Here is a 26,965-nt window from a genome sequence, read left to right as displayed (position 1 = left end):
TAATATTGAATGATCTTTACTCGCTAAATTCCTGTTGATTATTTTTGCCCACTAATTTTACTCGACCTAAGGGCATTGTTTCATCTTCCTGAATTTTAAGCCGTACAAAATATTTAAGACGAAGTTTCCACAGAGTTTTATATTTATTCTCCCGGAATTTAGATGCAAGTACAGGATGACATTTTAATATAATGGATCTCTCCTTCGACTCTTTAATAAACTTGCGCACCCACTCTTCAATATCATAAACAAGGTGGGAGTATTTCGTCAACCTTCCGCTCCCGAGGCAATAGGGACAAACTTCGAACATTGCTTGATTTATATTTTGACGAACTCTTTGCCTGGTAATTTGCATTAAACCAAAATCTGACATTGGAAGAACAGAGGATTTGGCTCTGTCTCTTCGCATTTCTTTTTTTATTTCATCATAAACTTTTTTACGATTCTTATCATCTTCAAGATCAATAAAATCAATAACAATAATTCCGCCAATATCGCGAAGCCGAAGCTGTCTTGCAATTTCTCTTGCAGCTTCAAGATCAGTTTTAAGAGAGTTCAATTCCTGCTCTTTATTTTTTGCGTACCTGCCGCTGTTCACATCAACAACAAACATTGCTTCAGTTTGTTCGATGATTAAATACCCTCCGCTTGGCAAAGAAACTTTTCTACCCATTAGTGTTTTTACTTGTTCTTCAATCCTAAATGAATCGAAGATAGCGCCACTTGATCGAAAGAGTTCAATTTTGTCTGCTATTCCAGGTTGAACGATCTCGACATAATTTTTAATTTGTTTATAAAGTTTCTTAGAATCAATAAATACTTTGCTGACATCTGCGGTCAACAAATCACGAATAACGCTGGAAGTGGTAGTAACATCTTGATAAATCAAGGCGGGTGGTTTTTCAGTTTTCACTGTAGATTCAATTTCGTTCCATGTTTTCATCAGAGTATTTAAATCATCATGAAGGGCTTCTTCAGATTGATTTTTTGCTACAGTTCTGATTATAAGTCCATAATTTTCCGGAAGAAAACTTCTTGCAAGCGATCGAAGTCTTCGCCTTTCACGGTAGTCTGAAATCCTTTTTGAGATTCCTACTTTGTTATCAAAAGGAAGGAGAACACAAAACCTTCCCGGAAGGGAAACTGAAGAAGTAACACGCACACCCTTATTATTGACAGGTTCTTTAGTTATCTGAACGATTATATCCTGTCCCTTTGCAAGGTGGGGAACAACCTGAGAGGGTTGTCTATTAAATTGTTTTTGCGGGGAATTGTTTGCTGGAGCGCTTGACTCATCCTCCTCTTCATCAACATCAGCATCGTCGCCAAGCATTTCCTGAAATTGCTTTGTTCTGTCCCCAATGTCCGAAAAGTGAAGGAAAGCATCGTGCTGCATACCAATATCAACAAAGGCTGCACGAATACCCGGCAATACCCTGGCTATTTTGCCAAGGTAAATATCCCCCACCATGCGCCTGTTTTCAGGATAGTCAACAAAAAAGTCGGCTAAATTTCCATCCTCCGTAATCGCCACACGTGTCTGGCTGGTGGAGGAATTGATTATTATTTCTTTTGTCATAAAGGAAAAACTCTTTTAATGAAATATTTAATTTCATAGAAAACTTATTAAAGAATATTTCGGAGAAGCTGCAGACTGCGATTAAATAAAAGCAGCATGTCGAAGCAACAAGCAAGTAAGAATCAAATTGAAACTGGTTTAATATTGATTGCATAATCCGAAATTAAAATTATTTAATTGAAAAATTTTTTCTATCGCTTTGCAATAGATTATTAAAAAATATCCAGACTTTAAACTCAAATTCCTTTCGGATCAACAAGGATCCGAAAAGAATTGGAAAGTCATTTTGTTTATTGATTAGTTGAAGATGCAGATTGCTCTTTAAGCAGTTCTTTTCTGCTCAGAGAATACTTTCCGTTTTCAATCTTAATCACTTTAACGGTTACTTTGTCACCTTGTTTGAGATAATCACTAACCTTTTCAACTCGCTTACTATCTATCTGGGAAATATGAAGTAAACCTTCTTTCCCCGGAAGAATTTCGACAAATGCACCAAAGTCCATGATCTTTGTAACAACGCCGTCATAAATTTCACCAACTTCAGGAGTAGCTGTCATTTTCTTGATGTGATCTTTACATCTTGCAGCGTTCTCTTTATTAGGTGAAGCAATATTAATTGTTCCATCATCATCTATATTAATATCAACGCCAAAGAGCCTCTGCATGCCTTGAATAGTCTTACCACCTGGTCCAATTATCAAACCAATCTGATCTGTTTCAACTTTCATAGTTAGTAATCTTGGAGCAAATGGTGATAGATAATCTCTTGCTTGTGAAAGAGCTTCATTCATAATTCCAAGAATATGCATGCGTCCTTCACGGGCTTGGTTAACAGCTTTCTCCATAATTTCAAAAGAGATACCCTGAATTTTAATATCCATCTGGAAACCTGTAATGCCTTCTGTAGTTCCGGCAACTTTAAAATCCATATCGCCAAGATGATCTTCATTACCAAGAATATCTGTAAGGATTGCATATTTATCCCCTTCCTTTACAAGCCCCATTGCGATTCCGGAAACAGCTTTACGAAAAGGTACACCTGCATCCATAAGTGAAAGTGAACCGGCACAAACAGTAGCCATTGAAGAAGATCCATTGGATTCAAGGATATCCGAAATAACACGAACCGTATAAGGAAATTTATCTTCTGCCGGAAGCATTCCTTTAAGCGAACGTTCGGCAAGATTTCCATGTCCGATTTCTCTTCTGCCAACACCTGTCATTCTGCCAACTTCACCAACAGAATAAGGGGGGAAATTGTAATGCAGCATAAACTTTTTAGTGTACTCTTCTCTCAAACCATCAATTGTTTGCTCGTCATTTTTTGTTCCGAGCGTTACTGTGGTCAAACTTTGCGTTTCGCCGCGTGTAAATAATGCGGAACCATGAGCGCGTGGAAGTATTCCCAATTCAATACTAATCGGACGAACCTGAGTAGTATTTCTTCCATCCAAACGAATTCCATCTTCAAGAATTCTGTTTCGCATTAATTCTTTTTCCATATCATGAAGAATTAACTTTATCACTTTTTCCTGCTCGGGAAATTTTTCGGCAAGAGTTGTTTTAACAATTTCGGCAAGCTCTTTATTCTTATTAGATCTTTCGTCTTTTGAAAGGACGGAATAAACTATCTCTTTAAGTTTATCCTGTGCCAATGAATAAACTTCTGCTTTCAAAGCCGGATCAATCACTTTTTCTGCGACTGCCCATTTTGCTTTTCCAACTTCTGCAACTAATTCATTTTGAAGCTGGACAATTTTTTTAATCTCGCCCTGGGCAAATTTTAAGGCATCAAGTAAATCATTTTCACTAATCTCTTTAGATTCACCTTCAACCATCATTATTGAATCGGCTGTTCCTGCAACCACAAGTTCAATATCACTTTTTTCAGTTTGGGCATGTGTCGGATTAACAATGAAATTACCATCAAGTCTTCCAATACGTATCTCTGCAATCGGTCCGTCGAATGGTATTTCCGAAATGCAAAGAGCCGCCGAAGCACCAACGGCTGCCAAAACATCCGGGTCATTTTCACCGTCGAAAGAAAAAACTGTAGCAACTATCTGCGTTTCATTTGTAAAATTTTCAGGAAACAGCGGTCTAATTGGTCTATCCACCAACCTTGCACTGAGGATTTCTTTTTCACTCGGGCGACCTTCCCGTTTAATATATCCACCGGGGAATTTACCGGCTGCCGAAGTTTTCTCACGGTATTCAACCTGAAGAGGAAAATAATCCATATCTTCTTTTGCTTCGGGAGAGGCAACGGCAGTAACAAGCACCATCGTATCGTTATATCTGACCATAACCGCACCGTTTGCTTGTTTTGCAAAGCGCCCGGTTTCGATCGAAAATACTTTTCCGCCAATTTCAATTTCTTTTTTAACTATCATTTAATAAACCTTTTTTACTTTCTAATATTCAATTCTTTAATTATTGCTCTGTATCTCTCGATGTCTTTTTTCATGAGATAATCCAAAAGTCTTCTGCGTTTTCCAACCATCATCAGTAAGCCGCGGCGAGAGTGATGATCTTTTTTGTGTACGCCGAAATGCCCGGTCAGATCATTAATTCTTTTAGTTAACAATGCGATCTGTACTTCAGATTTGCCGGAGTCTTTTTCGTTAGTACCGTATTTCTTGATTAGCTCAAGTTTTTCTTCTTTTGTCATTTTATTGATCCTTTGATTTATGATTTAATGTAAGCCCAGAATAAACCGGGATTAATTATTTATTTTTTCTAAAATTTTTAGTGCTAACTTTCTATCTTCGCCCATTTGTTTAATAAGAGCCTCAACCGAATCGAATTTTTTTTCGCTTCGTATTCTTTCAATTAAGTTCAAAGTGATATTTGCATCATAAATATCTTCATCGAAATTTAAGATAAAAACTTCAGGAATTATTTCTCCTTCAGAATAAAAAGTTGGTCTTCTTCCGATGCTCAAAAGTCCGTGATATTTTTCATTTTTTACTATCACTTCACAAAGGTAAATTCCTAAAGCCGGCAGAAGTTTATCTTCATCAATTTGAAGATTGGCAGTCGGATAACCAAGTGTTCTTCCGCGCTTGTCACCGTGAATAACTTTGCCGCTGAAAGAATAATATCTTCCAAGGAAAGAATTTGCAATAAGAAGGTTTCCTTCAGCTAGTGCGTTCCTGATTTTTGTACTGCTGACAACCTGCTCGTTAATTTTTACTTCTTCAACCATGCTTAAACTAAAATCAAATTCTTTACCAAGTTGTGTTAATTTTTTCAGATCACCGCTTCTGTCTTTGCCGAAATGATGGTCATAACCAATAATAATTTCTTTTACACCCATTCCATCAATTATATATTTTTTAACAAACTCATCAGCAGAGAGTTGAGAAAATTCCATTGTAAAATTAACAAGAAAGACGTTCTGAACTTTAAGTTTCTTAAGAATTAAAAGTTTTTCGTCCGTTGTTGTAAGAAGTTTTATAACAGAATCTTTCGAAACAATCTTACGCGGATGAGGTTCAAATGTTATTAAAAAACTTCTGCAATTTTTTTGATTAGCTGAAGCTTCTATTCTCTCAATAATTTTTTGATGTCCTAAATGTACCCCATCAAAGGTTCCGATAGTTACAAAAGTATTTTTATCTTTAGTAATCTGCGATAAATCTGAAAATATTTTCATTGTACTCGAAATATCAATCTCAGCTTAGACTATCAGCAAAAATGGGAATTGAATTTTTAGAATTAGCGACAAATTCGTCCACAGACAACGCATCATCAACCGAATAATCTCCAATTTTTGTTCGTCGAAGTGAAGAAATAATTCCACCGCAGCCGAGCATCTTTCCCAAATCATCGGCAATGGCTCTGATATAAGTTCCTTTTGAACAGGTAATTTCAAAATGAACTTCGGGAAGTTCTATTTTGGTGATAGTAAAATCATAAACAGTAACTTCACGGGAAGCCCGTTCAATAGTTTTTCCTTTACGAGCCAAGTGATAGAGCGATTTTCCACCCACCTTTACTGCCGAAAACATTGGCGGCATTTGAATAATATTTCCTAAAAAGTTTTTTACAGCAGATAAAATCCTTTCTTCAGTAATATTTTTCAAGTCATCTATCATAATTTGTTCAGTTTCCAAATCCATTGAAGCAGAAGAAACCCCAAGCCTGATTGTGCCGGTGTAAGTCTTCTTTAATTCTTGAAACGAGCTGATTGCTTTGGTTTTTTTCCCAGTACAAATAATTAATAAACCGGTCGCAGCCGGGTCTAATGTTCCAGCATGTCCAACCTTTTTTTCGGGAATTGATTTTCTGATCTTATAAATAACTTTGAAAGATGACCAGCCGAAAGGTTTATCAATCAGAAGAATCTCGCCGGAGTTAAAATCAAGTGCTGAATAATCAGTCGTTGCCTTTGTTATCATTTTCGTGTATCTGTTTGAATATTCCATCTATCTTTTCAACGTAATCCAACGAATCATCAAGGAAAAATTTCAGTTCGGGAATAAATTTTATTTTTATTTGTGAAGCTAATTCAAAACGAATGAATCCGGATTTAGCTATTATTTTTTTTAGTGACTGTTCTCTTTTTTCTTTCTCAAAAATTGAAATGTAAACTTTTGCAATTTTCAAATCGGGACTGACTTTGACTTTTGTGATAGTAAGAAATCCAAGATTTTCAAGTGCAAGTTTTTGAAAAAAGATAGTACTTAATTCTTCTTTAATTAAACTTTCAACTCTATCAATTCTATGCGAAGTGCCCATTTTAAAAAATATAATTCGTTTAAAGTTACTGCTATTATTCCTGCTCAGCTTAGCTTTTTCTTTGTCTCAATAATCTTGAATGATTCAATTATGTCACCAATTTTCAGATCATTATAATTTCTGATATTTAAGCCGCATTCATAACCAGCTTCTACTTCACGCACATCATCTTTAAATCTTTTCAGGTTATCTATTTCACCTTCAAAGATAACGATACCTTCGCGCAGCAGTCTGATTTTATTTGATCTTTGAAGCTTCCCTTCCTGCACATAACAACCCGCAACAGTTCCAACTTTGGGAACTTTGAAAGTTTCTCTCACTTCTACTGTAGAAGTAACCTCTTCAGAAAGTATTGGAGATAGCAACCCTTCGAGAGCCGATTTAACCTCATTGATTGCATTATAGATTACGCTGTAAAGTCTGATATCCACTTTTTGATTTTCAGCTAATCTTCGGGCATTCAAGTTTGGTCTAACATGGAAGCCAATAATGATAGCATTTGAAGCTGATGCAAGCAGAACATCGTTTTCGGAAATACCGCCGACGCCTTTATGAATAACCCGAACAATTACTTCCTGGGTAGAAAGTTTCATCAGAGAATCAGATAACGCTTCAACCGAACCATCAACATCACCTTTAACAATAAGGGCGAGTTCTTTAACTCCCCCTATGCTGATTTGATCTGAGATTTCATCAAGTGTGATGTGGTGAACCTGCTTTTGGTCAATCTCACGTTTTAGCTGCTGTCTGCGATTGCTGATTGCACGCGCAGTTCTTTCTGAATCAACTACGATGAAAGAATCACCGGCTTGAGGAGGACCTTCGAAGCCCAGTGTTTGCACAGGAGTTGAAGGAGGAGCCTCTGTAACTTTATTGCCTCTTTCATCGAACATTGCACGTACTTTTCCAAAATGAATCCCCGCTACAAACGGATCGCCAATTCTTAAAGTACCTTTCTGAATCAATATTGTTGAAGTTATACCCCTGCCTTTGTCAAGTTCGGATTCAACAACTACACCCCGGGCGTGCCTATCCGGGTTTGCTTTTAAATCGAGGAGTTCAGATTCAAGAAGAATTTTTTCAAGCAGTACGTCAACTTTTAATCCGCTTTTGGCAGATAATTCAATACATTGATATTTACCGCCCCAATCTTCAACAAGAATATTTCTGTCAGCAAGCTGCTGCCTGATCCTATCCGGGTTAGCCCCGGGTTTATCTATTTTATTTATAGCAATTACAATTGGAACGGAAGCTGCCTGCGCATGATTAATGGCTTCGATAGTTTGCGGCATCACTGCATCATCAGCAGCTATTACTAAAACTACTATATCAGTCAATTGTGCACCCCTTGCACGCATAGCAGTAAATGCTTCGTGACCGGGAGTATCGAGAAATGTGATAAATTTTCCATTGCCAACATCAACGCGATATGCTCCAATGTGCTGTGTTATCCCGCCTGATTCTCCGGCAACTACGTTAGCTCTTCTTATATAATCAAGCAGTGAAGTCTTTCCATGATCAACATGCCCCATAACAGTTACAACCGGCGAACGGAATTTAAGAGTTTCAGGTTTATCAACTTCATCTTCCAATTCTTCTGAAGTATATTCTTCCTGAAATTCAATTTGAAAACCGAATTCATCGGCTACAAGCGTGATTGTATCAACATCCAGTCTTTGATTTATAGAAACCATTAATCCGAGTTCGATGCACTTGGCTATAACGTCACTTACGTTTACTTCCATTAGATTAGCAAGCTCATTAACCGCAATATATTCAGTTACTCTAAGAATGCTTTTATCGTGTATTCTTTTCTCTTCTTTTATATCTTCCTGTTCTTCTCTTTCTTTTCTTTTTCGTTTTCTTGATAATGCTCTTTGCGACAAACCTGTTTCATCCATACTGATAAGAGTTTTTCGGATTGCATCTGTAACTTCTTTTTGATCTACTTCAAATCGCTTAATTCTTTTCTTTTTCTTTGTAGCGGGAGTTTCCTCAACTTTCGGAACTTCGTCTGCTTTTTTCTTCGTTCTTGGCTTTTTCTTTTTCTTTAAAGTTTCCTGTTCGTCTAATTTTATTTCCTCTTTTACAATTTTAGGCTCAGGTGCAACTTCATCAACTTCCGGCTTCTTTAATTTCCCGGATTTGAGGTCCATCTTGCCAACTACTTTCAATCCTTTTCTTTTTAAACCTTCTATATCTTTTGGGGAAACAAACGCTTTCTTTTTAGGTCCCGCTTCTTTGGGGATTGAAACAGTTTCTTCAACCTCCGATTGAATAGGTGTCTCAACTTCTGGTTTTTTGATTTCTATTTCATCAGTTAAAACTTCTTCAATAAGCTGCTCGACAACGGGAATTTTTATTTCGACTTCGGTCTTGATTTCAGGAGACGGAGCGGTTATTGTTGATGCTGTTTCCTTTTCAACTTTTTCAATCACAGGTTCGGAAGAAACTTTTGATGTTTTTGCTTTTTCCTTTTCAGCTTCTTCTTCAGTTTTGTCTTTACGTTTCTTATTGAATTCAGCTAACTTTTGATAGTGCTTTTCTGCTTTCTCAATATCTTTTTTAAAATGGTTACTTACTTCCGTAATCATTTCTTCAGTAAGAAGGGACATATGATTTTTTACTTCATAGTCTTTCTTTTGAAGAAATTCAACAATAGCTTCTGCCGAGAGATTATACTCAGATGCAAGTTTATAGATTCTTATTTTTTTACTTTTTGGTTCGGTCATAATTAGAAAGCCAGTCTTGTACTATTCTTCTTCTTCAAATTGTGATTTAATTATCTCGATAATTTCTTTGATCTTATCTTCTTCAAGTCCTTCAATTTCTTTAAGTTTTTCAGGACCTGCAGTTAAGACTTCGAGAGCGGTATCATAACGATTATTAATTAATAATTCATAAACATCATTGCCGAGTTCTTCTTTGAGATCAATAAGTTCGATATCTTCATCATATTCATCGTAGGGTTTTTGTTCACGAAGAATGTCTATTTCATATCCTGTCAACTTTATTGCCAATCTGATATTAACACCATTTCTGCCAACTATTAGTGAAACCTGATCGCTGTCTGCCGATACGATTGCTTTTTTATTTGCTTCATCAATTTCTACTTTTTTAATTTTTGATGGAGAGAGGGCGCGTTGAATATAAACAGCAGGATCTTCTGCATAGTTTACAACATCAATATTTTCATTGTTAAGTTCTCTTACTATTGCGTGGATCCTTACCCCCTTCATACCAACACAAGCACCGACGGCATCTATTCGTGCGTCGCGTGATTCTACTGCAACTTTTGCTCTTTCACCCGGCTCGCGGGCAATTGATTTTATCTCAATAATTCCGTCATAAATTTCAGGCACTTCAATTTCGAATAATCTTCTTAAAAATAAATTATCAGTACGCGAGATTATTATTTGAGGTCCATTGGGTCCTTTTCGAACTTCCTTAACAACTGCACGGATGGTTTCACCTTTTTTATATCTTTCAAAAGGTATTTGTTCGCTTCTTGGAAGAAGTAACTCATTTTTATTGTGATTAACAAGTACATCGTTTCTTCTTATTTGATAAATATCACCGACGACTATTTCATTAAGCAGTTCGTTATATTCATTGTATATAATTTCTTTTTCAAGGTCGCGTATTTTTTGATTGAGCGATTGCTTTGCAAGTACAATTAATCTTCTGCCTAAAGTTGACAGCTCGATTTTCTCTACAAAGTCTTCGCCGGGTTCAAGACCATCATCATTTCCACGCTGATTTATTTCACCTATGCTTATTTGCGTGTTAGGATCGGTGACAGATTCGACTATTTCACGTTCGAGAAATATTTCTATGTCGCCTTTATCCATATTAACTACTACATCGTAGCGTGCTTCTTCACCGTATTTTTTTCTTACAAGCAATCCGAAGATCTCTTCCAGAATTCCGCCTAATACGTCTTTATCAATACCTTTTTCTCGAACCATCTGAGAAAAGGATTCGACAATATCGTAATTCATTTTATCGTTCTCCTCTATCTAAAACTAATTATTACTTTAGCTGAAATTATTTGTTCAAATTTAATTAATGATTCTACATTTTCAATTTCAAAAAAAAGGTTGCTCTCTTCAATTCGCAAAAGTTTGCCTGTGAATTCTTTTTCTCCGCCATTAAGATTTACTTTCATCTGCATTTTTCTGCCAATGTGTTTCACATATTGCTGAAGATATTTTAGCGGTCGTTCAACTCCGGGAGTTGAAACGTCCAGCCTGTAACTGCCGGAGATTAACTCTTCCTTATAAATTCGGTCATCTATTTCGCGGCTGATAGCAGCAAGAGTATCGGCTGTAACAATTACTTCTCCGTCAATGTAAACTTCGATGATGCGCTTGCTTTCATTTCCACGTAGAATTAAATCTATAAGGAATAAATTGTTTCGCTCCGAAGTATCTTTTGCAATCCGAGCTATCTTTTGTTTTAATAAATCCATAGAAACAAAAATCGCCCTAATTAGGGCGAACTTTAAGTACAAACTTAGTACTTTTTTAATGAATAAGCAAGAAAGGAAGCGTTAATTAATTATTCCACTATTCTAAAAGTCCTTCTATACTGTAACAAATAAAATCATCCAACTTCTTTTTGTTCAAGTTCTTTTGCTTTTAATTTTCTTTTCGTGGTGATGCTAAAAATAAGAATGCCCGAAACAAATCCTATCAATGCGGCTATAATTAAAACGACAATCTTAGGAAGTGTGACTGACCAGAAGAAAAATGTAACCAGTATGTCTTCCGTATTTTGAAGTATGATGATCAGAAATATTGCAGCAAGCATTAATAGGAGTATTTGTTTTGCCTTCATTTTGTTTGACCTTTGATATTATTCTTAAACTATTTTTACTTCAACTGACTTAACTTAAAAAAAGCTCCATCAAACATAAAATTATTTTAAAAGAATCATCTTCTTAGTTTCAACAAAATCACCTGTTCTAAGTTGGTAGAAATAAACACCATTTGCCAACTGATGACTGCCGACTGTGGACTTGAATTCAACTTCATAACTTCCCGCCGGTTTATATTCATCTACTAAAGTCGTTACAAGATTCCCAAGCACATCATATATTTTCAGTGTTTGCCAACCAGCTACAGGCGACTGCCAACTTATCTTTGTACTTGGATTAAACGGGTTGGGGTAGTTTTGGGAGAGGGAAAATTTTAATGGGTTATGAATTTCAACTTCAATTGTTTTTGAATATTCAAAGCTACCGTCAAAATCAATTTGTTTTAGTCTGTAAGAATATTTTCCTTCAGAAAGACTTTTATCAATAAAAGAATAATTGTGCTGTTCGGTAGTTGTCCCTTTTCCTTCAATAAATCCGACTGCTGCAAAATCTCCAACAGATGTTTTTCTCTGAACCTCAAATCCCTGATTGTTTATTTCGGTGGCTGTTGTCCATTCTAATTTTGATTCATTCTCGGAATCAGAAGCAGTGAATGAAGTTAATTCAACAGGAATAACCGTCAATCCAAAATAAATAAGTAATTGTTTTAATAATTCAAAGTTGGAACAAAAGTTAAGTAAATCTATTACTGCTTTAAAAGGTCTGTTATTTACTTCATAGATTGCGGGAAACTCAGGGTAATCCCTGCGGTACGCCCATAATACAGGAATATATCACCTTCAACGTATGGAAGATCAGGATTAATGAAGCTTTCATTAATTATTATATTTTGTGCGAATGTACTATCAACACCTACCAATGAATCAACCTCAGTAATTGCTTGGAAATACATAGCATTTGTAATATTCATTATGTTCCAAAAATCTCTTTCATATAGACCAGGGAAAAAATAGGTAAGTACACAAAGATTTCCCTTCGACTGTAGGAAGTTTATTAATACAGTACTTTCTTCATCAGAGAATGGGTAGTCGTATGGCAAATTGACAAAGGCAACATCATAATTATTTATTGCAGGTGTAATAGAATCAGCAATTTCAATATCTCCGTTAAAAAGGAATGATAGGTTATAAACTAATTCCTCGTAATTCTGGGGTAGGGGATCAAATATAAATATGCTTTGATTTTGTGGGAACAGACATTGAGTAAAAAATAAAACAAACAATCCGCGAACTAAAATGACTTTGAATACCTTTTTCATTTTCATCGCTCCTTATTTTTTCTAATCACGTATGTAAACCAACATATTTTTTAGCCCAATGTCAAGCTGTATTCTTTAAGGATATTTTTGCTTTGATATTATGGTTCGTACAGACTGTATTTCTGATCCCGGCAAGTTGATGCCGATTGCGGCAAATCCCGAAGCTAATATTAGCTGCCTGTTCAATATTTGCTTATTCTATATAATAAATATACTTATTATATATAAATTATTCTTTTCTATATTATATGATTATTATAAATAATATAAATTATATTATTTTATAGTTATGTTAATCATAAATTATAGAAATGGATTCTTAATCTTTATTATACTAAATAAAATATATAATTAATAAAAATTTAATATAATTCTAAATATTATTATTTATTATATAGAATTTTTTTTATGTGTATTTATTATTATATATATTAAGAAGAAAATATTTATGAATTAGAGTAATAAAATAATGATTAATTGAAGCTCCAAATGACCTAAACCAGAATTGATTAGCCCTAAAAATGTCTAATAACAGTCCAATTGGGAATTTGAAGTGCTGAAAAACAACTTGATGAAGTCACTGAAAAATTATTCTAATGTATTTGATGCTGTCACACTGAGCTTGTCTGCCAAAGGTATCCCCCTGGGAGAAGTGTGAATTTACAGTATCCCTTGCATCCTTCGACAGGCACAGGATGACAGCGGAATATTTTTTTCAGAATTCTATAAAAACTGAATATTCACTACACTAATAAACGGGAGTTTGGCAAATGATAAATCTTGAAACGCTATTTGAAAATCACTTTGACAACATATTTATAAGCGATAATAATCTGCAAAAGTTTGCCGGGATTCATCTGCAAAGATTGATCGCCAATAATCCCGGCGGAGTTTTTACGCAAATTATTAGCGACAGTGCCCCCACCTATGCGGATTTTGTGAATGCAATTTCCGACGAGGACACACACTTTGCGGTTCAACAGGGATTAACAATCACGGTTAAAAATCTTTTACAACAGACGAAGGAATTTATAAGCAAAAGCGAAGGTACGATCAGGGGAACTTTCGGAAAAAAATCTGCCGAGTACCAGGCATTCTTCCCGCAGAAGATGGATGAATACTGGCAGGCAAATCTTTCCAACGCCGAACTGCTTTTGGAGAGGTTCAAAACTAATGCTGACTTTTACAGCGCACAGCTTGGAACAACTATCAGGGATGGGGCACAGGTTCTTCTGAATGATTTCAAAACTAAAAGGGAATCGCAATTAAAGAAGAAGGGGGAAGTAAAAGATAAAAAAAGTAAGAGCCGAACAGCCCGCACCGCATTGGAACTTCAACTGATGAAAAACTTACACTTCATCGCATATACTTTTCCGGGCAATGTCGATCTTGCCAGCAATTATTTTGATCAGAGCTTCATCCACAGAAAGCATCAGAAGAAAAAAACGGAGTAGGAAACTGTATAAATAAAATTATTCTCCAAACATTTCTCTTAATCTGACTCACATCTTACAAAGGCTTCCTTGTTTCTATCTCCCAAAACCTGTATTTTTTCACACCGATTTTAAGCACAAAAATTTTCTGCAAAAATTATTTAATGCGGAAGCTGCTTAAAAATCATTCTTGATTAGAAAATTGCATTTTTTCCACAAAGGAAATTTTTATGAGTGATGATATTAAAAAAGAAACTAAAGTTGAAGATATAGAAACAAGCGAGTGGCTTTATTCGCTCGATTATGTTTTGCAGCATAGCGGGCCCGAACGTGTTGTTGAACTGCTTCAGCAGCTTCAGGTTCGGGCGCATAAAGCCGGAGTTCATATTCCCTTCAGCGCAAACACACCTTACATAAACACAATACCAAGAGAAAAGCAGCCCCCCTTCCCCGGTGATCGCGAAATCGAGAGAAGAATTAAAAGTTTAATTCGCTGGAACGCAATGGCGATGGTAGTAAAAGCTAATAAACTTGAAAGTGGAATCGGCGGACATATTTCTACTTACGCTTCTGCTGCAACTTTATACGAAATTGGTTTCAACCATTTTTTCCATGGCAAAGGTGAGGGTTACGACGGCGATCAAATTTATTTTCAGGGACACGCTTCTCCCGGCATATACGCCCGCGCTTATCTCGAAGGAAGAATTACCAAAGAACAATTAGAAAATTTTAGAAGAGATTTAAATCCTAACGGCGGACTTACTTCTTACCCCCATCCCTTCTTAATGCCGAACTTCTGGGAGTTCCCGACTGTATCAATGGGGCTCGGTCCGATTATGGCAATTTATCAAGCAAGATTTAACAGATACTTAGAAGATCGCGGATTGAAAAAACCGGGCGGACACGTTTGGGCTTTTCTTGGTGACGGCGAAACTGATGAGCCGGAAGCATTAGGTGCCATTACTCTTGCTTCACGTGAGAAACTTGATAACTTAATTTTTGTTATCAATGCAAACCTGCAAAGATTGGATGGACCTGTCCGCGGCAACGGAAAAATCATTCAAGAACTTGAAGCAGCTTTCCGAGGTGCAGGATGGAATGTTATAAAAGTTATCTGGGGTGATGATTGGGATTCACTCTTAGAAAAAGATGTTGATGGCAAACTCGTTAAACGTATGGGTGAAGTTGTTGACGGCGAATATCAAAAATATTCTGTTGAGGGGGGAGACTATATCAGAAAGAATTTCTTTGGTAAAGACCCCGACCTCTTAAAGATGGTTGAAAAGATGAGCGATGAACAGTTACATAAAATGAGGCGCGGCGGTCACGATCCTGAAAAAGTTTATGCGGCTTATAAAGCTGCAACTGAAAATACCGGACAGCCGACGGTAATCATTGCAAAGACAATCAAAGGTTATGGACTCGGCGAAAGCGGCGAAGGAAAGAACATTACACATCAGCAGAAAAAATTAAACGAAGATGAGATGAAAGAGTTCAGAAGTCGTTTTGGTATTGCAATTTCTGATGACGACATTACAAGCGAACCATTCTTTAAACCCGATGAGGACAGTCACGAAATTCAATATCTTAAAAAACGCAGAGCAGAACTTGGCGGATATATTCCGTCGCGCAAAACAGATGTGCGACCAATAAAAACCCCACCTGAATCTTTGTTTGAAGAATTTTATAAAGGAACCGAAGGAAGAGAAGTCTCATCAACAATGGTGTTCGTAAGAATTCTTGCAAAGCTTTTGAAGGATAAAGAATTGGGAAAGCTTATTGTTCCTATCGTTCCCGATGAAGCCCGCACATTTGGTATGGAAGCACTCTTTAGACAAGTTGGTATTTACTCCCACCCCGGTCAGCTTTATGATCCGGTTGATAAAGACTCCCTCCTTTACTACAAAGAAGCCAAAGATGGACAAATCCTTGAAGAGGGAATTAATGAAGCCGGTTCAATGTCGTCATTCATTGCGGCTGGAACCGCTTACAACACACACGGAATAAATATGATTCCATTCTTCATTTATTATTCAATGTTTGGAATGCAAAGAGTGGGCGATCTTGTTTGGGCTGCCGGTGATATAGGCGCAAAAGGATTTATGCTCGGCGGTACTGCCGGCAGAACAACTCTTAACGGCGAAGGTTTACAGCATCAGGATGGAAACAGCCATTTGCTTGCGTATCCTGTTCCAAACCTTGTTACTTACGATCCTGCTTTCGCATACGAGTTGGCGGTTATCATTCGTGATGGTATAAAGAGAATGTATGAAGATCAGGAAAAGATTTTTTACTACATCACTTTGATGAACGAAAACTACGCAATGCCCGAAATGCCAAAGGGTGTGGAAAAAGGAATACTGAAAGGTATGTACAAGTTTCATACTTCAGATAAGAAGAATCTTAAACTGAAAGCAAACCTATTCGGCAGCGGAACAATTCTTAATGAAGTTATAAAAGCAGCAAAAATCCTTGAAGATGATTATCGTGTTGCTTGCGATGTTTGGAGTGTCACAAGTTACAAAGAACTGCGCCGCGATGCTCTCGAAGCTGAACGATTTAATTTGTTAAACCCAACAGGAAAACCAAAACTTTCCTACATCGAAAAGATGTTGAATAAAGAGGATGGAGTTTTTGTTGCCTCTTCTGATTATGTTAAAGCCCTTCCTGACTCAGTGGCAAAGTGGTTCCCTCGCAGGTTGTACTCGCTCGGCACAGATGGATTTGGTAGAAGTGAATCGCGCGAGGCGCTGCGTGATTTCTTTGAAGTGGATGCAAAGCACATTGTGTTTGCAACTCTAACTGCATTGTTTAAAGAAGGAAAGATACAGGATAAAACTCTGGATAAAGCCGTAAAGGAACTCGGCATAAATCCAAACAAACGTAACCCGATGTCTTCATAATAATTTTCTTGGTGTCTTTGTGCTTTCGTGGCAATTCATTTTTTTACCATCAAGACACAAAGCCACAAATTAACGCTAAATAGGAAAAATTGAAATTTAAGGTTTTATAATGGCAACAGAATTTAAATTACCGGAACTTGGCGAGAACATAGAGGCTGCTGATGTAGCAAATGTTCTTGTTAAAGAAGGTGATCAAGTAAAAATAGATCAGGCAATAATTGAAATTGAAACTGACAAAGCTACAATTGAAGTTCCATCAACTATTGAAGGAACAATTACCAAATTGTTAGTCAAGTCCGGCGATAAAGTAAAAGTTGGTTCGGTAGTAATGATTGTTGATGAAAGCGGAACATCTGAGATTAAGGTAGAGAATAAGGTTGAAGCTAAAAATGAAAGCAAACCTACCGAAGTAAAAACTGAACCTGAAGTTGAATACAAAGCAGCACCCTCAAAAAAATCATCTGGCAAAAATGAAATTGTAGATTTTTATTTACCCGATCTTGGAGAAAATATAGAGGCGGCAGATGTTCTAAATGTGTTGGTAAAAGTTGGTGATGTTATTGAAGTTGATCAGGCAATTCTTGAAATTGAAACAGACAAAGCTACAATAGAAGTTCCAACTACGATTGCGGGAAAAGTTGTTGAAGTTTTAATTAAGGCTGGAAGCAAAGCAAAAGTCGGTGATGTTGTTATTAAAATTGAAACAAGCCTCCCCCCCGCTGAGGAATCAAAACTTGTTCCGATTAAAAAAGAAATCCCCGAATCAACTGCGATCGAAGTAAAGAAAGAATCTGTTCCAACCCCAACCGGTGAACTCCCATCAATTCAATTAATGGAAACAGCTAATCAGCCGCCAATATTAAAAGGTGCTGCACCTGCAGCTCCATCTGTAAGAAGAATTGCAAGAGAAATTGGTGTTGATATTAATAAAGTTCCAGGCACAGGACCAAACGGCAGAATTTCTATGGATGATGTGAAAGCATTCTCAAAGAAACTTCACGAGTCTTATTCACAAGGCGGTGGTGCGGGATTAAATATTAAATCAGAATTACTTCCTGATTTCACAAAGTTTGGTTCGATCAACAAAGTTGAGATGACAAACATCCGCAAAAAAACTGCAGATCATCTTGGTTATGCGTGGGCTACAATTCCACACGTTACTCAGTTTGATAAAGCTGATATTACTTTACTCGAGAAAACGCGTAAAGAATTAAATAAAAACTCAGAAGTTAAGTTAACAGTTACTGCAATTCTTGTTAAGATAATAGTTGAAGCATTAAAGAAGTTTCCTCAATTCAATTCCAGTATTGATATGGAGAAGAAGGAAATCATTTATAAAAACTATTTTAACATTGGTGTTGCTGTTGATACGGAGTTTGGGCTCATTGTCCCTGTTATTAAAAACTCGGATAAAAAGTTATTGACAGAAATTTCTATTGAAATGAATGCGCTTGCAGAGAAAGCCCGCAACAAAAAAATCGGGTTGGATGATTTGCAAGGGGGAAGTATTACAATATCAAATCTTGGCGGAATTGGCGGAACATATTTTACTCCAATTGTAAACTCTCCTGAAGTTGCGATACTCGGAGTTTCTCGTGGTTCTTTAGAACCTGTTTGGAATGGCTATGGAGTTTTTGAACCAAGATTATTGATGCCGTTATCATTGTCCTATGATCATAGAATTATTGATGGTGCAGATGCAATTAGATTTTTAAGATTTGTTGTTGAAGCGTTAGAACAACCTTTAAGATTACTATAACACAATGGCACACTGATGACACTGATTAAACTGATCTGCGCTGATCAGGACAATCTGCGTCATCTGTGTGCTATTCTTTTTTAAGGAAATTATATGAATGAAAAACTAAAACTAACAGTTATTGGCGGTGGACCAGGTGGTTATGCGGCTGCATTTCTTGCGGCAGATCTTGAAATGGATGTAACGCTGATTGATCTTGATAAAAATCCAGGCGGTGTTTGTCTTTACCGCGGATGTATTCCATCAAAAGCTTTACTTCATGTTGCAAAACTTATTCACGAAGCTGAAGAAGCAAAAAATTGGGGAATAGAATTTGGTACTCCAAAGATTGATATAAACAAACTTCGTGATTTTAAAAATAAAGTTGTAGAAAAACTTACAAACGGACTCGGACAAATATCAAAGCAAAGAAAAATAAATTTCATTCAGGGCAGGGCAAGCTTTATAAACTCATCAACACTAAAGATTGAAAAAGTTGATGGACAAACAATTGAACATACTTTTGAAAAAGCTATAATTGCAACCGGTTCTGTAATCACGACAATTCCATCATTAAATATTCAATCCAAAAGATTACTCAACTCAACATCAGCACTTGATTTACCTGAAATTCCCAAATCACTTTTAGTTATTGGCGGTGGATACATTGGACTTGAGCTTGGTTCAGTTTATCAGGCACTCGGGACAAAAGTTTCTGTTGTTGAAATGATGCCCGGAATTTTACCCGGCGCTGATCGGGATCTTGTAAATTATCTTTCAATGCGAATTAAAAAATCCTTTGCTGAAGTTATGACTAAAAGCAAAGTACTTGAAATGCACGAAGTTGAAAATGGAATTAGTGTTAAGATTGAGGATGATAAAGGTGAGGTTACAAATAAAGTTTACGATTATGTTTTAATGTCTATCGGAAGAAAACCAGTAACACGTGGTCTTGGATTAGAAAATACAAAAGTAACACTTACAGATCGCGGCTGGATAAAAGTTGATAAACAGCTTCGCACAACTGATCCAAATATTTTTGCTATTGGTGATATTGCCGGCGAGCCGATGCTTGCACACAAGGCTTCACACGAAGGACGAGTTGCTGTTGAAGTTATAGCTGGACACAAAGCATACTTTGAACCACTTGCAATTCCTGCTGTTGTATTTACTGATCCGGAAATTGCGTGGGCAGGAATTACAGAAGAGCAGGCAAAGAAAGATGGAGTAAAATATGAAGCTGCAAAATTCCCCTGGGCAGCAAGCGGTAGAGCTGTAACACTCGATAGAAATGATGGAGTAACAAAATTAATTGTTGAACCCGATACACAAAGACTGCTTGGAGTTGGAATTTGTGGTCCTGGCGCAGGCGAGTTAATTGCAGAAGGTGTTCTTGCAATTGAAATGGGTGCTAACGTTACGGATTTGAAATTAACAATTCATCCACATCCAACATTATCAGAAACAATTATGGATGCCGCGGAAGTTTTCTTTGGACAAAGCTCGCATTTTTATAAACCGAAGAGATAAGTAATTAATAACGAAATTCTATTTCGTTTAAATAAAGCTGCATCATCTTAGGTTCTAAATCAATCAATCCATTTTGATTTACGCCGGCGGGGAATGGAATAAGCTCATTCAACTTGTTTATAACTATTATCCTCTCTTCAGAATTAATTAATTTCAATAAATTCCATAAGGTTGGGGCATCACTTTTTTGGCTGAGATTTATAATTTTATCAAACAACTTTTCATCATTTTTATCGGCATCGAAACCTGCAATTGTTTTTTTAAAATCATCAGAAGCTGAAACTGAATAAGGCAGACCAATTCTCCCGTTTTTTTGCCATTCACATTTATATTTTGAAGGCACAATCACTTCAGATTTGTCTTTTACAAGAATCACCCAACTATAATCACATTCAATTGAACCGCCGCCGATTTCGTCTGCATTTAATTCATAATCTCCGTTGAGATAAAAATCTTTTATAAGCATCGAAGAAGTTTTTACAGTTAAAAACCTCTCTGCATCGGTCCGCATAACTGAAATTGTGCCGTGCAGCAAATACAACTCGTCGTTTTCAATTCTTTTAATTTTTGTATCTGATTTAATAAATATTGAACCAACGTCTGAAATATATAAACTCGCCTCACTCACCGAATTATTTACTAACAAATCTCCTTCGTCGAAAGATTCAGTCCCATTTAACGAAGTAGAATTTAATTTGGGTGTGCCGCTGACATTTGAAATTGACCATTTGACTTGCATGGATAAAAAATAATATGCAATTGCAATTAAAAAAAATAAGACTGCTGCACTTAATAAAGGGTGGATTTTTTTTGGTTTCCGAACTCTTTTCGATTGTTTTTTCTTTCGTTCTAATAATCTCTTTTCCTCTTTCTCAAGTTCTTCACGAAGCGATTGTTTATCTTTTTCATACTCTTCTGCACGGACTAAACGCTGTGCTTCTATTTTCTCTTCCAGGGTTCCTTGCCTAACAGACTTATAATGAACCATTTCATCCGAGACTTGCTTCCATATTTCTGTTGCTGGGTGAAGCTTGTAATTAATTTTACTTATTAGCTCCAGAAAAGCCTCACCTCCTTTTTCAAAATTAGTTGCCTGAATAATTTTTAATACAGCGGAGTTCAATAGTGGTTGAAATTTATCATGGGTAACACCGAATAGATCAGAACTCTCTTGAAAAGAGTATTTTTCAAGATAACGAAGCACAAATGCGATACGCTCTTCTTCATTTATTGATGTAAGAATTGCATATTCAATATTCTTATGCGATTCTGAAAGCTTTTCTATTGCTGGAATAATCTCACCGGGTTTGACCTTTTGAATATTTTCTAACTCCCCGTTTCTAAATAATTCAAGTATTTTGAATACGGATATTCCAATTAACCAGCCATTGAATGAGGTATCCACTCGAACTGAACTTATATGCAGCCAGGTTTCCAGGAAAACATCTTTAGTGATTTTTTCTGCAAGTGTTAGAGAAGAAGTTAATCGAAGCACCAGCGTGTAGATATGATCCGAGTTCATATTGAACAACTGTTCGAAGGCGGAGTTATTCCCTTGCCTGGCATCAAAGAGTAATGATCGGACTAACTTATTATCTTTTTCCATGATCTAAATTAAATTTCGGTTTAATTACTTAAGAAAGTTAATGTGATTACTCAACAATGTCCATAGGAATTATTTGTAAATCTGTTTTAATTCGGCTGTTGTAAGTACCGGTTCAAGACAGGTTAAATTTTGACAAATATAAACTGCCGTATTTTTCTTTATTATTTTATAATTTTGAAGGTAGGGAGAAATACTCGAAAGAATATTTTCCTTTTCGTCAATCAGCAGAACAATCTTATTCGGGTTGAATGAATTTCTTATCACGTCAATAAAATCATTTGCAGAGCGTACTGACTCGGTTGTAATTATTATCTCCTGTGAGGGACCAAACGCAAAATCGAATCCGCATAAAAATTGAGTATAGGCTGAAGGATGCTGATAAATCAGATTAGAGAAATAATCAACTAACTTCTGTACCTTCAATTCAAGTGATGATTCATTTGTGATTTTATGCAGCCTAAGTAAGTTCAATAATGCAATTGAATTCCCAGATGGAACTGCACCATCATAAATTTCTTTTTGCCTGACGGGAAGTTTCTCATTTAGATAAGAAGTAAAATAAAACCCCCCGTTAGTTTCATCTTCAAAATGTTTAAGCATTTCCTGATTAAGTTTTACTGCTTGCAAAATATATTCCGAATTGAAGCTGGCTTCGTACAAGTCCAAATATGCCTGAATTAGAAAAGCATAATCATCAAGAAAAGCAGGTATTGCTGCTTCGCCGTCCCGGTAGCGATGAAGCAAAAAGCCCTTCTTGTCGGTAAGAATTTTTTCTATAAACTTTGCTGCATTCTCGGCGGCAATAAGAAATTTTTTGTCGGAAGTAATCTGATAAGTTTTTACAAATGCAGAAATCATTAATGCATTCCAATCTGTCAAAATTTTATCATCTTTGTGCGGATGAATTCTCTGTTCACGAAAGTCAAATAGTGTTTTTCTAATTAAATTAAATCGTGCCTGAAATTCAGATACAGGTAAGTGAAGTTCTGAAGCAAGCTCATCGAAAGTCCTGAACAGGTGAAGAATGTTTGTTCCATCGGCAGAACCACCTGTTTGGTCAATCCAATTTCCGTCGGAACTTGTGTTGAATAATCTTTTAGCGAAAGCCGCATCTTCTTTATTAAAAAGATTTTCAATTTCTTTTTCAGACCATAAATAGAATTTCCCTTCTTCGCCCTCACTGTCTGCATCTTCGGCGGAATAAAATCCTCCATCGGGATGAGTCATATCTCTTAAAACGTATTCAAGAATTTCTTCAGCAGTTTGTTTGTAGAAATCATTTTTTGTCGCCAGATAAGTTTCGGTATAAGCAATTGCAAGCAGTGCTTGATCATAAAGCATTTTTTCAAAGTGGGGAACAAACCATTTTTCATCTGTTGAATACCGTGCAAACCCATAACCAATCTGATCGTAAATTCCCCCCTTCCTCATTTCGTTCAAAGTTTTTTCAACCATTAACAAAGCTTCAGGTTCGTTCTTTCGTTTCCAGTACCGAAGCAAAAAGAAAATTATGGGGGGAAGGAAATTTTGGTTGATTTCCAAAACCGCCATATGTGTTGTCAAATCTTTTCCGTAATTCGTTATAAGCTTTATCAAGTGTTTCTAAACCAAGTTGATTAGTTTGATTTTGCTGGAGGGGAGTTTGCAGCGAAAGTGATATATCATCTGAGGCTTTTAGTATTTCATCTCTTTTATTTTTCCAAGCATCATCCAAACGGGGAATCAATTCCATCAATCCTATACGATTATATTTCTGATGTTTCGGGAAATATGTCCCTGCAAAGAAAGGTTTTTTATCCGGAGTCATAATCACGGTCATTGGCCAGCCGCCCCCGCCTGTCATCATTTGAGTAACGGACATATAAATTCCGTCAATGTCGGGTCGTTCTTCTCTATCAACTTTTATTGAAATAAAATTTTCGTTCATCAAAGCTGCAACTTCTTCATCTTCAAATGATTCTTTTTCCATAACGTGGCACCAATGACATGTCGAATAACCAATCGAAAGGAAAATAGGTTTGTCTTCACGCTTAGCTTTTTCAAATGCTTCATCGCCCCACGGATACCAGTTTACGGGATTGTAAGCATGCTGGAGTAAATAAAGGCTCTTTTCGTTTATAAGTTTGTTATGTTTTTTTTTCATTTCAAATTTTCAAATCATTTTATAGGTGAATATAGGAAATATTATATCGAATTATTTAGATTATCAAAATCTTTATTGAAATGGCGGCTTCAAAATGTTTGTTAAAACATCTGCATTTTGATAAGTTTCAATTGAAATTCAATTTAATATTTAGAGTAAAATTATGGAAAATAAAAAATCATCTTCTGATCCCTTTTGGAATAATAGGAATCTGTTTTATTATTGGTGTAATTATCTTTACCACCGCATGGCGTTCGAATCAAACAGCAAATCAAACAATTACTGTAACTGGTTCTGCAAAAAAATATATCACTTCCGATCTTGGAGTTTTGCGGGGAACAATTTCTGTACAGTCATTTTCGGCAGATGCAGCTTACAAGGAATTAAATCGCCAGAAGCCAATTTTGATTTCATATCTCAATCGTAAAGGATTTCCAAAAGATAAAATTGAATTTTTCACAATCAACAGTTACCCTGTTTATGAATTGAATTCTAATGGTTATCAAACCGGAAATGTGATTGGCTATGTTTACAATCAGAGAATTGAAATCCAATCAACCGATGTGAATAAGATAAAAGAAATTTCACTTGATATTACTTCACTTGTCGAACAAGGGGTAAGCTTTACGGTTGAAATGCCTGAATATCACTTCACAAAAATTGCCGAACTTAAAATTGAAATTCAAGCCGCCGCTGCCAAAGACGCAATGATACGTGCTCAAAAAATAGCCGAAGCTACAGATCGCGATCTCGGACCTATGCGAAATGCGAGGATGGGGGTGCTTCAGATAACCCCGAGACTTTCTAACGAAGTTTCAGACTATGGTGTTAATGATCTCAGTTCTATCGAGAAAGAAATAACGGCTGTGGTTAATGCGTCATTTGAAATAAAATAATTTAATCACAAGGAAATATTTATATGACTAAACCCCAGATTTGGGTCGCTGCTTTTTTAGGATTGTTTTTGCTTTTATTTGTTCTTCAACGTGCAGTAAAAAAAGATGAACCGGTAACTAATCCCGGAATGGGTCCGATGATGCAGCAGCAGCAAACTACCTCTTCTAAAGAACTTTCCGGAGAAGAATTATTCTCCTCATTTGGCTGTGTTAATTGTCATGGCGCCGAACTTGCAGGGACGAAATTAGGTCCTCCTTTAAAAAACTTAACACAATTTTGGGGGAGGGATAACCTTATAAATTATTTGCGTAACCCGAATTCATTTATGAGTTCCGATAGATTTAAAGAGTACCGCAAACAATATACAAACCAGATGATGCCTTCCTTCGGGAATAAAAACGTAAAAGATTTAGGGAAAATTGCGGACTACCTTTTAACACGGTAACACAACAATTATTTTAGTTAATAACTCACCTTACGCAGAATTAGGCTTTATTTCCCCCCCCCGTGCCCCCCCGACTTCCCCTTTTTTTTTTTTTTTTTTTTTTTGGGGGGGGGGACCCCCAACACAACAACTGCCAAAGGCGAGTTAATAACTAAGGCAGCTTTACCGTTAGCTAATGGGGCTGCCTTTTTTATTGTCGCGATAGATTCAGCGCTTATTTTTTACCCGCATATTTTATTTCAATTCTGCAATTTTTTAAAACCTCTTTCGTACATTATTACTGATTGATTTTTTAAAACAAAATTCATCTTTGTTGTAATAAAAATTTTTTGTGGAGCAACGATATTATTGTTGCTCTAACTAATTCGTTATCTTGAAATTATGGAGTGCAATTTTGGTTATGGGTAATTCCCGCCGTTTAATTTTCACTCCTTATTTTTCTTAAATGTGTTTTTTGATGGAGGTGCTTATATGGTTCGGTTGCTCAGTTATTTAACTTTTGCTCTATTTCTTCTCATTACTTCACTCTCCTGCGACAGTAGTGAGCCATTGGTTAATAGTGGAGCTAATCTTACTCTTGCTTTGGAGGACTCCTCCAGTACTGAACTCTGGCTGAGACTTACTTCCTCAAATATTCCTTTACCAATTTCTATTTCGTTAAATCAAACTGATTCACAAAACAATTCCGTAGCACGGACTATCAGTCTGTGCTGTAACGACACTTTACTGTATATTGACTCTCTGCTGCCAAAACAAACCTATAAGTTTAAAGCCGAAGCGACCAACTACCAACTACAAGCCTCCAACGAACTAACCGCAGCCACGATGGACACAACAAGTCACAACTTTACGTGGCAGAGTTGGGAGTTTGGCGAGCACAGCACCAGTGTACTTTATGATGTAGCCATAATAGATGAGAATAGCATCTGGGCAGTTGGAGAGATATATATGAATGACTCGCTTGGCAACCCGGACCCTAACGCTTATAATGCTGCTCACTGGGATGGAAGTCAGTGGGAATTGAAGAGGATAAAGACAAACGCTTGCGGTGGAGTGGAGTTCCCCCCCATTGTAGCAATTTTTTCTTTTTCAGCAGATGATTTACTTTTGGCTCATATTGATGGTAGTATTACACACTACGATGGAACAGAATTTATAAATGATTGTTCATTAATTACACAATTAAACGGCTCAGCGAACAAAATATGGGGCATATCTAAAAATGATTTTTACGTTGTTAGTAGTAATGGATTTATAGCTCATTACTCCGGACCGAGCGGCTGGCAGAAAATAGAAAGTGGAACAGACTTGGACATATATGACATCTGGGGAGAGTATAATTCCAAAGCTAGTGAAAATGAAATTCTTATTGTTGCTGCAGAACAATATCGAGGACCAAGAAGAAAAATATTAAAATTGTTAAATAGCGTCATAGAAGAACTTAGCACTGAGAATATACCCGATGGCAGCTTAAATGGGATATGGTTCAAATCCGGTAGAAAATATTTTGTTGTAGGAAATGGTATCTACACGAAACAGGCTGTTGAAAATTCGAATGAGTGGATTGCGCTGCACCCTGATTTAACACCATACTATATATATGCAATTCGCGGTTCATCTTTCAATAACATTTTCCTCTGCGGATCATTTGGTGAGTCGCTTCATTTTAACGGCGCGAGCTGGAAAACCTTTAGAAGCACATCCGGATTTTATGATGTAGAGTTTCTAAATACAGACATAAAAGGAAATATTATTGTTGCTGTTGGATATGGAAATAGTAAAGCTTTTATTACAATTGGAAAAAATTAGTG

The 26,965-nt window shown here is 36.5% G+C and carries 20 protein-coding genes and 1 pseudogene; 7 read left to right on the top strand and 14 right to left on the bottom strand.

Going from position 1 to position 26,965, the window contains the following annotated elements:
• Positions 1-16 precede the first annotated feature (16 nt).
• From IPH11_09245 to IPH11_09190, 12 genes are all read right to left on the bottom strand, one after another.
• On the bottom strand, positions 17-1,579 hold the full coding sequence (locus tag IPH11_09245) for an Rne/Rng family ribonuclease (GenBank protein ID MBK6913829.1): 1,563 nt from the start codon (positions 1,577-1,579) through the stop codon (positions 17-19).
• A 290-nt stretch (positions 1,580-1,869) separates the two neighbouring features.
• Complete coding sequence (pnp, locus tag IPH11_09240; protein MBK6913828.1) at positions 1,870-3,972, bottom strand: polyribonucleotide nucleotidyltransferase; 2,103 nt, start codon at positions 3,970-3,972, stop codon at positions 1,870-1,872.
• A gap of 14 nt (positions 3,973-3,986) precedes the next feature.
• Positions 3,987-4,250 carry a 30S ribosomal protein S15 gene (gene rpsO, locus IPH11_09235; GenBank protein MBK6913827.1) on the bottom strand — a complete coding sequence of 88 codons (264 nt, stop codon included), beginning with the start codon at positions 4,248-4,250 and terminating at the stop codon, positions 3,987-3,989.
• A gap of 51 nt (positions 4,251-4,301) precedes the next feature.
• Positions 4,302-5,237, bottom strand: coding sequence for a bifunctional riboflavin kinase/FAD synthetase (locus IPH11_09230; GenBank protein MBK6913826.1), 936 nt, complete (start codon positions 5,235-5,237; stop codon positions 4,302-4,304).
• A 19-nt stretch (positions 5,238-5,256) separates the two neighbouring features.
• Positions 5,257-5,982 carry a tRNA pseudouridine(55) synthase TruB gene (gene truB, locus IPH11_09225; protein ID MBK6913825.1) on the bottom strand — a complete coding sequence of 242 codons (726 nt, stop codon included), beginning with the start codon at positions 5,980-5,982 and terminating at the stop codon, positions 5,257-5,259.
• Complete coding sequence (rbfA, locus tag IPH11_09220; protein MBK6913824.1) at positions 5,960-6,322, bottom strand: 30S ribosome-binding factor RbfA; 363 nt, start codon at positions 6,320-6,322, stop codon at positions 5,960-5,962. The genes truB and rbfA overlap by 23 nt, the downstream gene beginning before the upstream one ends.
• 44 nt (positions 6,323-6,366) lie before the next feature.
• Positions 6,367-9,054: a translation initiation factor IF-2 gene (gene infB, locus IPH11_09215; GenBank protein MBK6913823.1), complete on the bottom strand. Its 2,688-nt coding sequence runs from the start codon at positions 9,052-9,054 to the stop codon at positions 6,367-6,369.
• Between the two features lie 21 nt (positions 9,055-9,075).
• Positions 9,076-10,323: a transcription termination factor NusA gene (nusA, locus tag IPH11_09210; GenBank protein ID MBK6913822.1), complete on the bottom strand. Its 1,248-nt coding sequence runs from the start codon at positions 10,321-10,323 to the stop codon at positions 9,076-9,078.
• 14 nt (positions 10,324-10,337) lie between these two features.
• Entirely contained in the window at positions 10,338-10,793 is a 456-nt protein-coding gene (locus IPH11_09205; GenBank protein ID MBK6913821.1) for a hypothetical protein, read from the bottom strand.
• Between the two features lie 134 nt (positions 10,794-10,927).
• Positions 10,928-11,161, bottom strand: a complete 234-nt coding sequence (locus IPH11_09200) for a LapA family protein (protein ID MBK6913820.1) — start codon at positions 11,159-11,161, stop codon at positions 10,928-10,930.
• An 81-nt stretch (positions 11,162-11,242) separates the two neighbouring features.
• Positions 11,243-11,824, bottom strand: a complete 582-nt coding sequence (locus IPH11_09195) for a T9SS type A sorting domain-containing protein (protein MBK6913819.1) — start codon at positions 11,822-11,824, stop codon at positions 11,243-11,245.
• Between the two features lie 86 nt (positions 11,825-11,910).
• On the bottom strand, positions 11,911-12,459 hold the full coding sequence (locus IPH11_09190) for a hypothetical protein (GenBank protein MBK6913818.1): 549 nt from the start codon (positions 12,457-12,459) through the stop codon (positions 11,911-11,913).
• Positions 12,460-13,229: 770 nt separating this feature from the next.
• Between IPH11_09190 and IPH11_09185 the strand changes: the two genes are divergently transcribed.
• The 4 genes from IPH11_09185 (at position 13,230) to lpdA (ending at position 20,063) form a co-directional block, all read left to right on the top strand.
• On the top strand, positions 13,230-13,913 hold the full coding sequence (locus tag IPH11_09185) for a hypothetical protein (protein MBK6913817.1): 684 nt from the start codon (positions 13,230-13,232) through the stop codon (positions 13,911-13,913).
• A 209-nt stretch (positions 13,914-14,122) separates the two neighbouring features.
• Positions 14,123-16,795 carry a pyruvate dehydrogenase (acetyl-transferring), homodimeric type gene (gene aceE, locus IPH11_09180; GenBank protein ID MBK6913816.1) on the top strand — a complete coding sequence of 891 codons (2,673 nt, stop codon included), beginning with the start codon at positions 14,123-14,125 and terminating at the stop codon, positions 16,793-16,795.
• Positions 16,796-16,904: 109 nt separating this feature from the next.
• Complete coding sequence (locus IPH11_09175) at positions 16,905-18,554, top strand: dihydrolipoyllysine-residue acetyltransferase (GenBank protein MBK6913815.1); 1,650 nt, start codon at positions 16,905-16,907, stop codon at positions 18,552-18,554.
• Between the two features lie 93 nt (positions 18,555-18,647).
• Positions 18,648-20,063 (top strand): dihydrolipoyl dehydrogenase, encoded by a 1,416-nt coding sequence (gene lpdA, locus IPH11_09170; GenBank protein MBK6913814.1) that lies wholly within the window; start codon positions 18,648-18,650, stop codon positions 20,061-20,063.
• A gap of 4 nt (positions 20,064-20,067) precedes the next feature.
• On the opposite strand, the gene IPH11_09165 is transcribed toward lpdA, so the two are convergent.
• The gene (locus tag IPH11_09165; GenBank protein MBK6913813.1) at positions 20,068-21,669 is read right to left on the bottom strand and encodes a sigma-70 family RNA polymerase sigma factor; all 1,602 of its coding nucleotides are present in this window, start codon (positions 21,667-21,669) and stop codon (positions 20,068-20,070) included.
• A 69-nt stretch (positions 21,670-21,738) separates the two neighbouring features.
• Positions 21,739-23,812 (bottom strand): annotated as a pseudogene (locus IPH11_09160) (thioredoxin domain-containing protein).
• A gap of 80 nt (positions 23,813-23,892) precedes the next feature.
• Here IPH11_09160 and IPH11_09155 point away from each other — a divergent pair.
• From IPH11_09155 to IPH11_09145, 3 genes are all read left to right on the top strand, one after another.
• Entirely contained in the window at positions 23,893-24,708 is an 816-nt protein-coding gene (locus tag IPH11_09155) for an SIMPL domain-containing protein (GenBank protein ID MBK6913812.1), read from the top strand.
• A 23-nt stretch (positions 24,709-24,731) separates the two neighbouring features.
• On the top strand, positions 24,732-25,154 hold the full coding sequence (locus tag IPH11_09150) for a cytochrome c (protein ID MBK6913811.1): 423 nt from the start codon (positions 24,732-24,734) through the stop codon (positions 25,152-25,154).
• A 471-nt stretch (positions 25,155-25,625) separates the two neighbouring features.
• Entirely contained in the window at positions 25,626-26,963 is a 1,338-nt protein-coding gene (locus tag IPH11_09145; protein MBK6913810.1) for a glucosyl transferase, read from the top strand.
• The last annotated feature ends 2 nt before the right edge of the window (positions 26,964-26,965 follow it).

This window comes from Ignavibacteriales bacterium, from assembly GCA_016709155.1.
Taxonomy (GTDB): Bacteria; Bacteroidota; Ignavibacteria; order Ignavibacteriales; family Ignavibacteriaceae; genus JADJEI01.
The sequence above is the reverse complement of the archived record's forward strand: the minus strand, read 5'-3'. Positions and strand labels throughout refer to the sequence as shown.

Excerpts from the sequence above, each read along its gene's own strand:
- IPH11_09245 (MBK6913829.1), bottom strand. The coding sequence starts at position 1,579 with ATGACAAAAGAAATAATAATCAATTCCTCCACCAGCCAGACACGTGTG.
- pnp (MBK6913828.1), bottom strand. The coding sequence starts at position 3,972 with ATGATAGTTAAAAAAGAAATTGAAATTGGCGGAAAAGTATTTTCGATC.
- rpsO (MBK6913827.1), bottom strand. The coding sequence starts at position 4,250 with ATGACAAAAGAAGAAAAACTTGAGCTAATCAAGAAATACGGTACTAAC.
- IPH11_09230 (MBK6913826.1), bottom strand. The coding sequence starts at position 5,237 with ATGAAAATATTTTCAGATTTATCGCAGATTACTAAAGATAAAAATACT.
- truB (MBK6913825.1), bottom strand. The coding sequence starts at position 5,982 with ATGATAACAAAGGCAACGACTGATTATTCAGCACTTGATTTTAACTCC.
- rbfA (MBK6913824.1), bottom strand. The coding sequence starts at position 6,322 with ATGGGCACTTCGCATAGAATTGATAGAGTTGAAAGTTTAATTAAAGAA.
- infB (MBK6913823.1), bottom strand. The coding sequence starts at position 9,054 with ATGACCGAACCAAAAAGTAAAAAAATAAGAATCTATAAACTTGCATCT.
- nusA (MBK6913822.1), bottom strand. The coding sequence starts at position 10,323 with ATGAATTACGATATTGTCGAATCCTTTTCTCAGATGGTTCGAGAAAAA.
- IPH11_09205 (MBK6913821.1), bottom strand. The coding sequence starts at position 10,793 with ATGGATTTATTAAAACAAAAGATAGCTCGGATTGCAAAAGATACTTCG.
- IPH11_09200 (MBK6913820.1), bottom strand. The coding sequence starts at position 11,161 with ATGAAGGCAAAACAAATACTCCTATTAATGCTTGCTGCAATATTTCTG.
- IPH11_09190 (MBK6913818.1), bottom strand. The coding sequence starts at position 12,459 with ATGAAAAAGGTATTCAAAGTCATTTTAGTTCGCGGATTGTTTGTTTTA.
- IPH11_09185 (MBK6913817.1), top strand. The coding sequence starts at position 13,230 with ATGATAAATCTTGAAACGCTATTTGAAAATCACTTTGACAACATATTT.
- aceE (MBK6913816.1), top strand. The coding sequence starts at position 14,123 with ATGAGTGATGATATTAAAAAAGAAACTAAAGTTGAAGATATAGAAACA.
- IPH11_09175 (MBK6913815.1), top strand. The coding sequence starts at position 16,905 with ATGGCAACAGAATTTAAATTACCGGAACTTGGCGAGAACATAGAGGCT.
- lpdA (MBK6913814.1), top strand. The coding sequence starts at position 18,648 with ATGAATGAAAAACTAAAACTAACAGTTATTGGCGGTGGACCAGGTGGT.
- IPH11_09165 (MBK6913813.1), bottom strand. The coding sequence starts at position 21,669 with ATGGAAAAAGATAATAAGTTAGTCCGATCATTACTCTTTGATGCCAGG.
- IPH11_09155 (MBK6913812.1), top strand. The coding sequence starts at position 23,893 with ATGGCGGCTTCAAAATGTTTGTTAAAACATCTGCATTTTGATAAGTTT.
- IPH11_09150 (MBK6913811.1), top strand. The coding sequence starts at position 24,732 with ATGACTAAACCCCAGATTTGGGTCGCTGCTTTTTTAGGATTGTTTTTG.
- IPH11_09145 (MBK6913810.1), top strand. The coding sequence starts at position 25,626 with ATGGTTCGGTTGCTCAGTTATTTAACTTTTGCTCTATTTCTTCTCATT.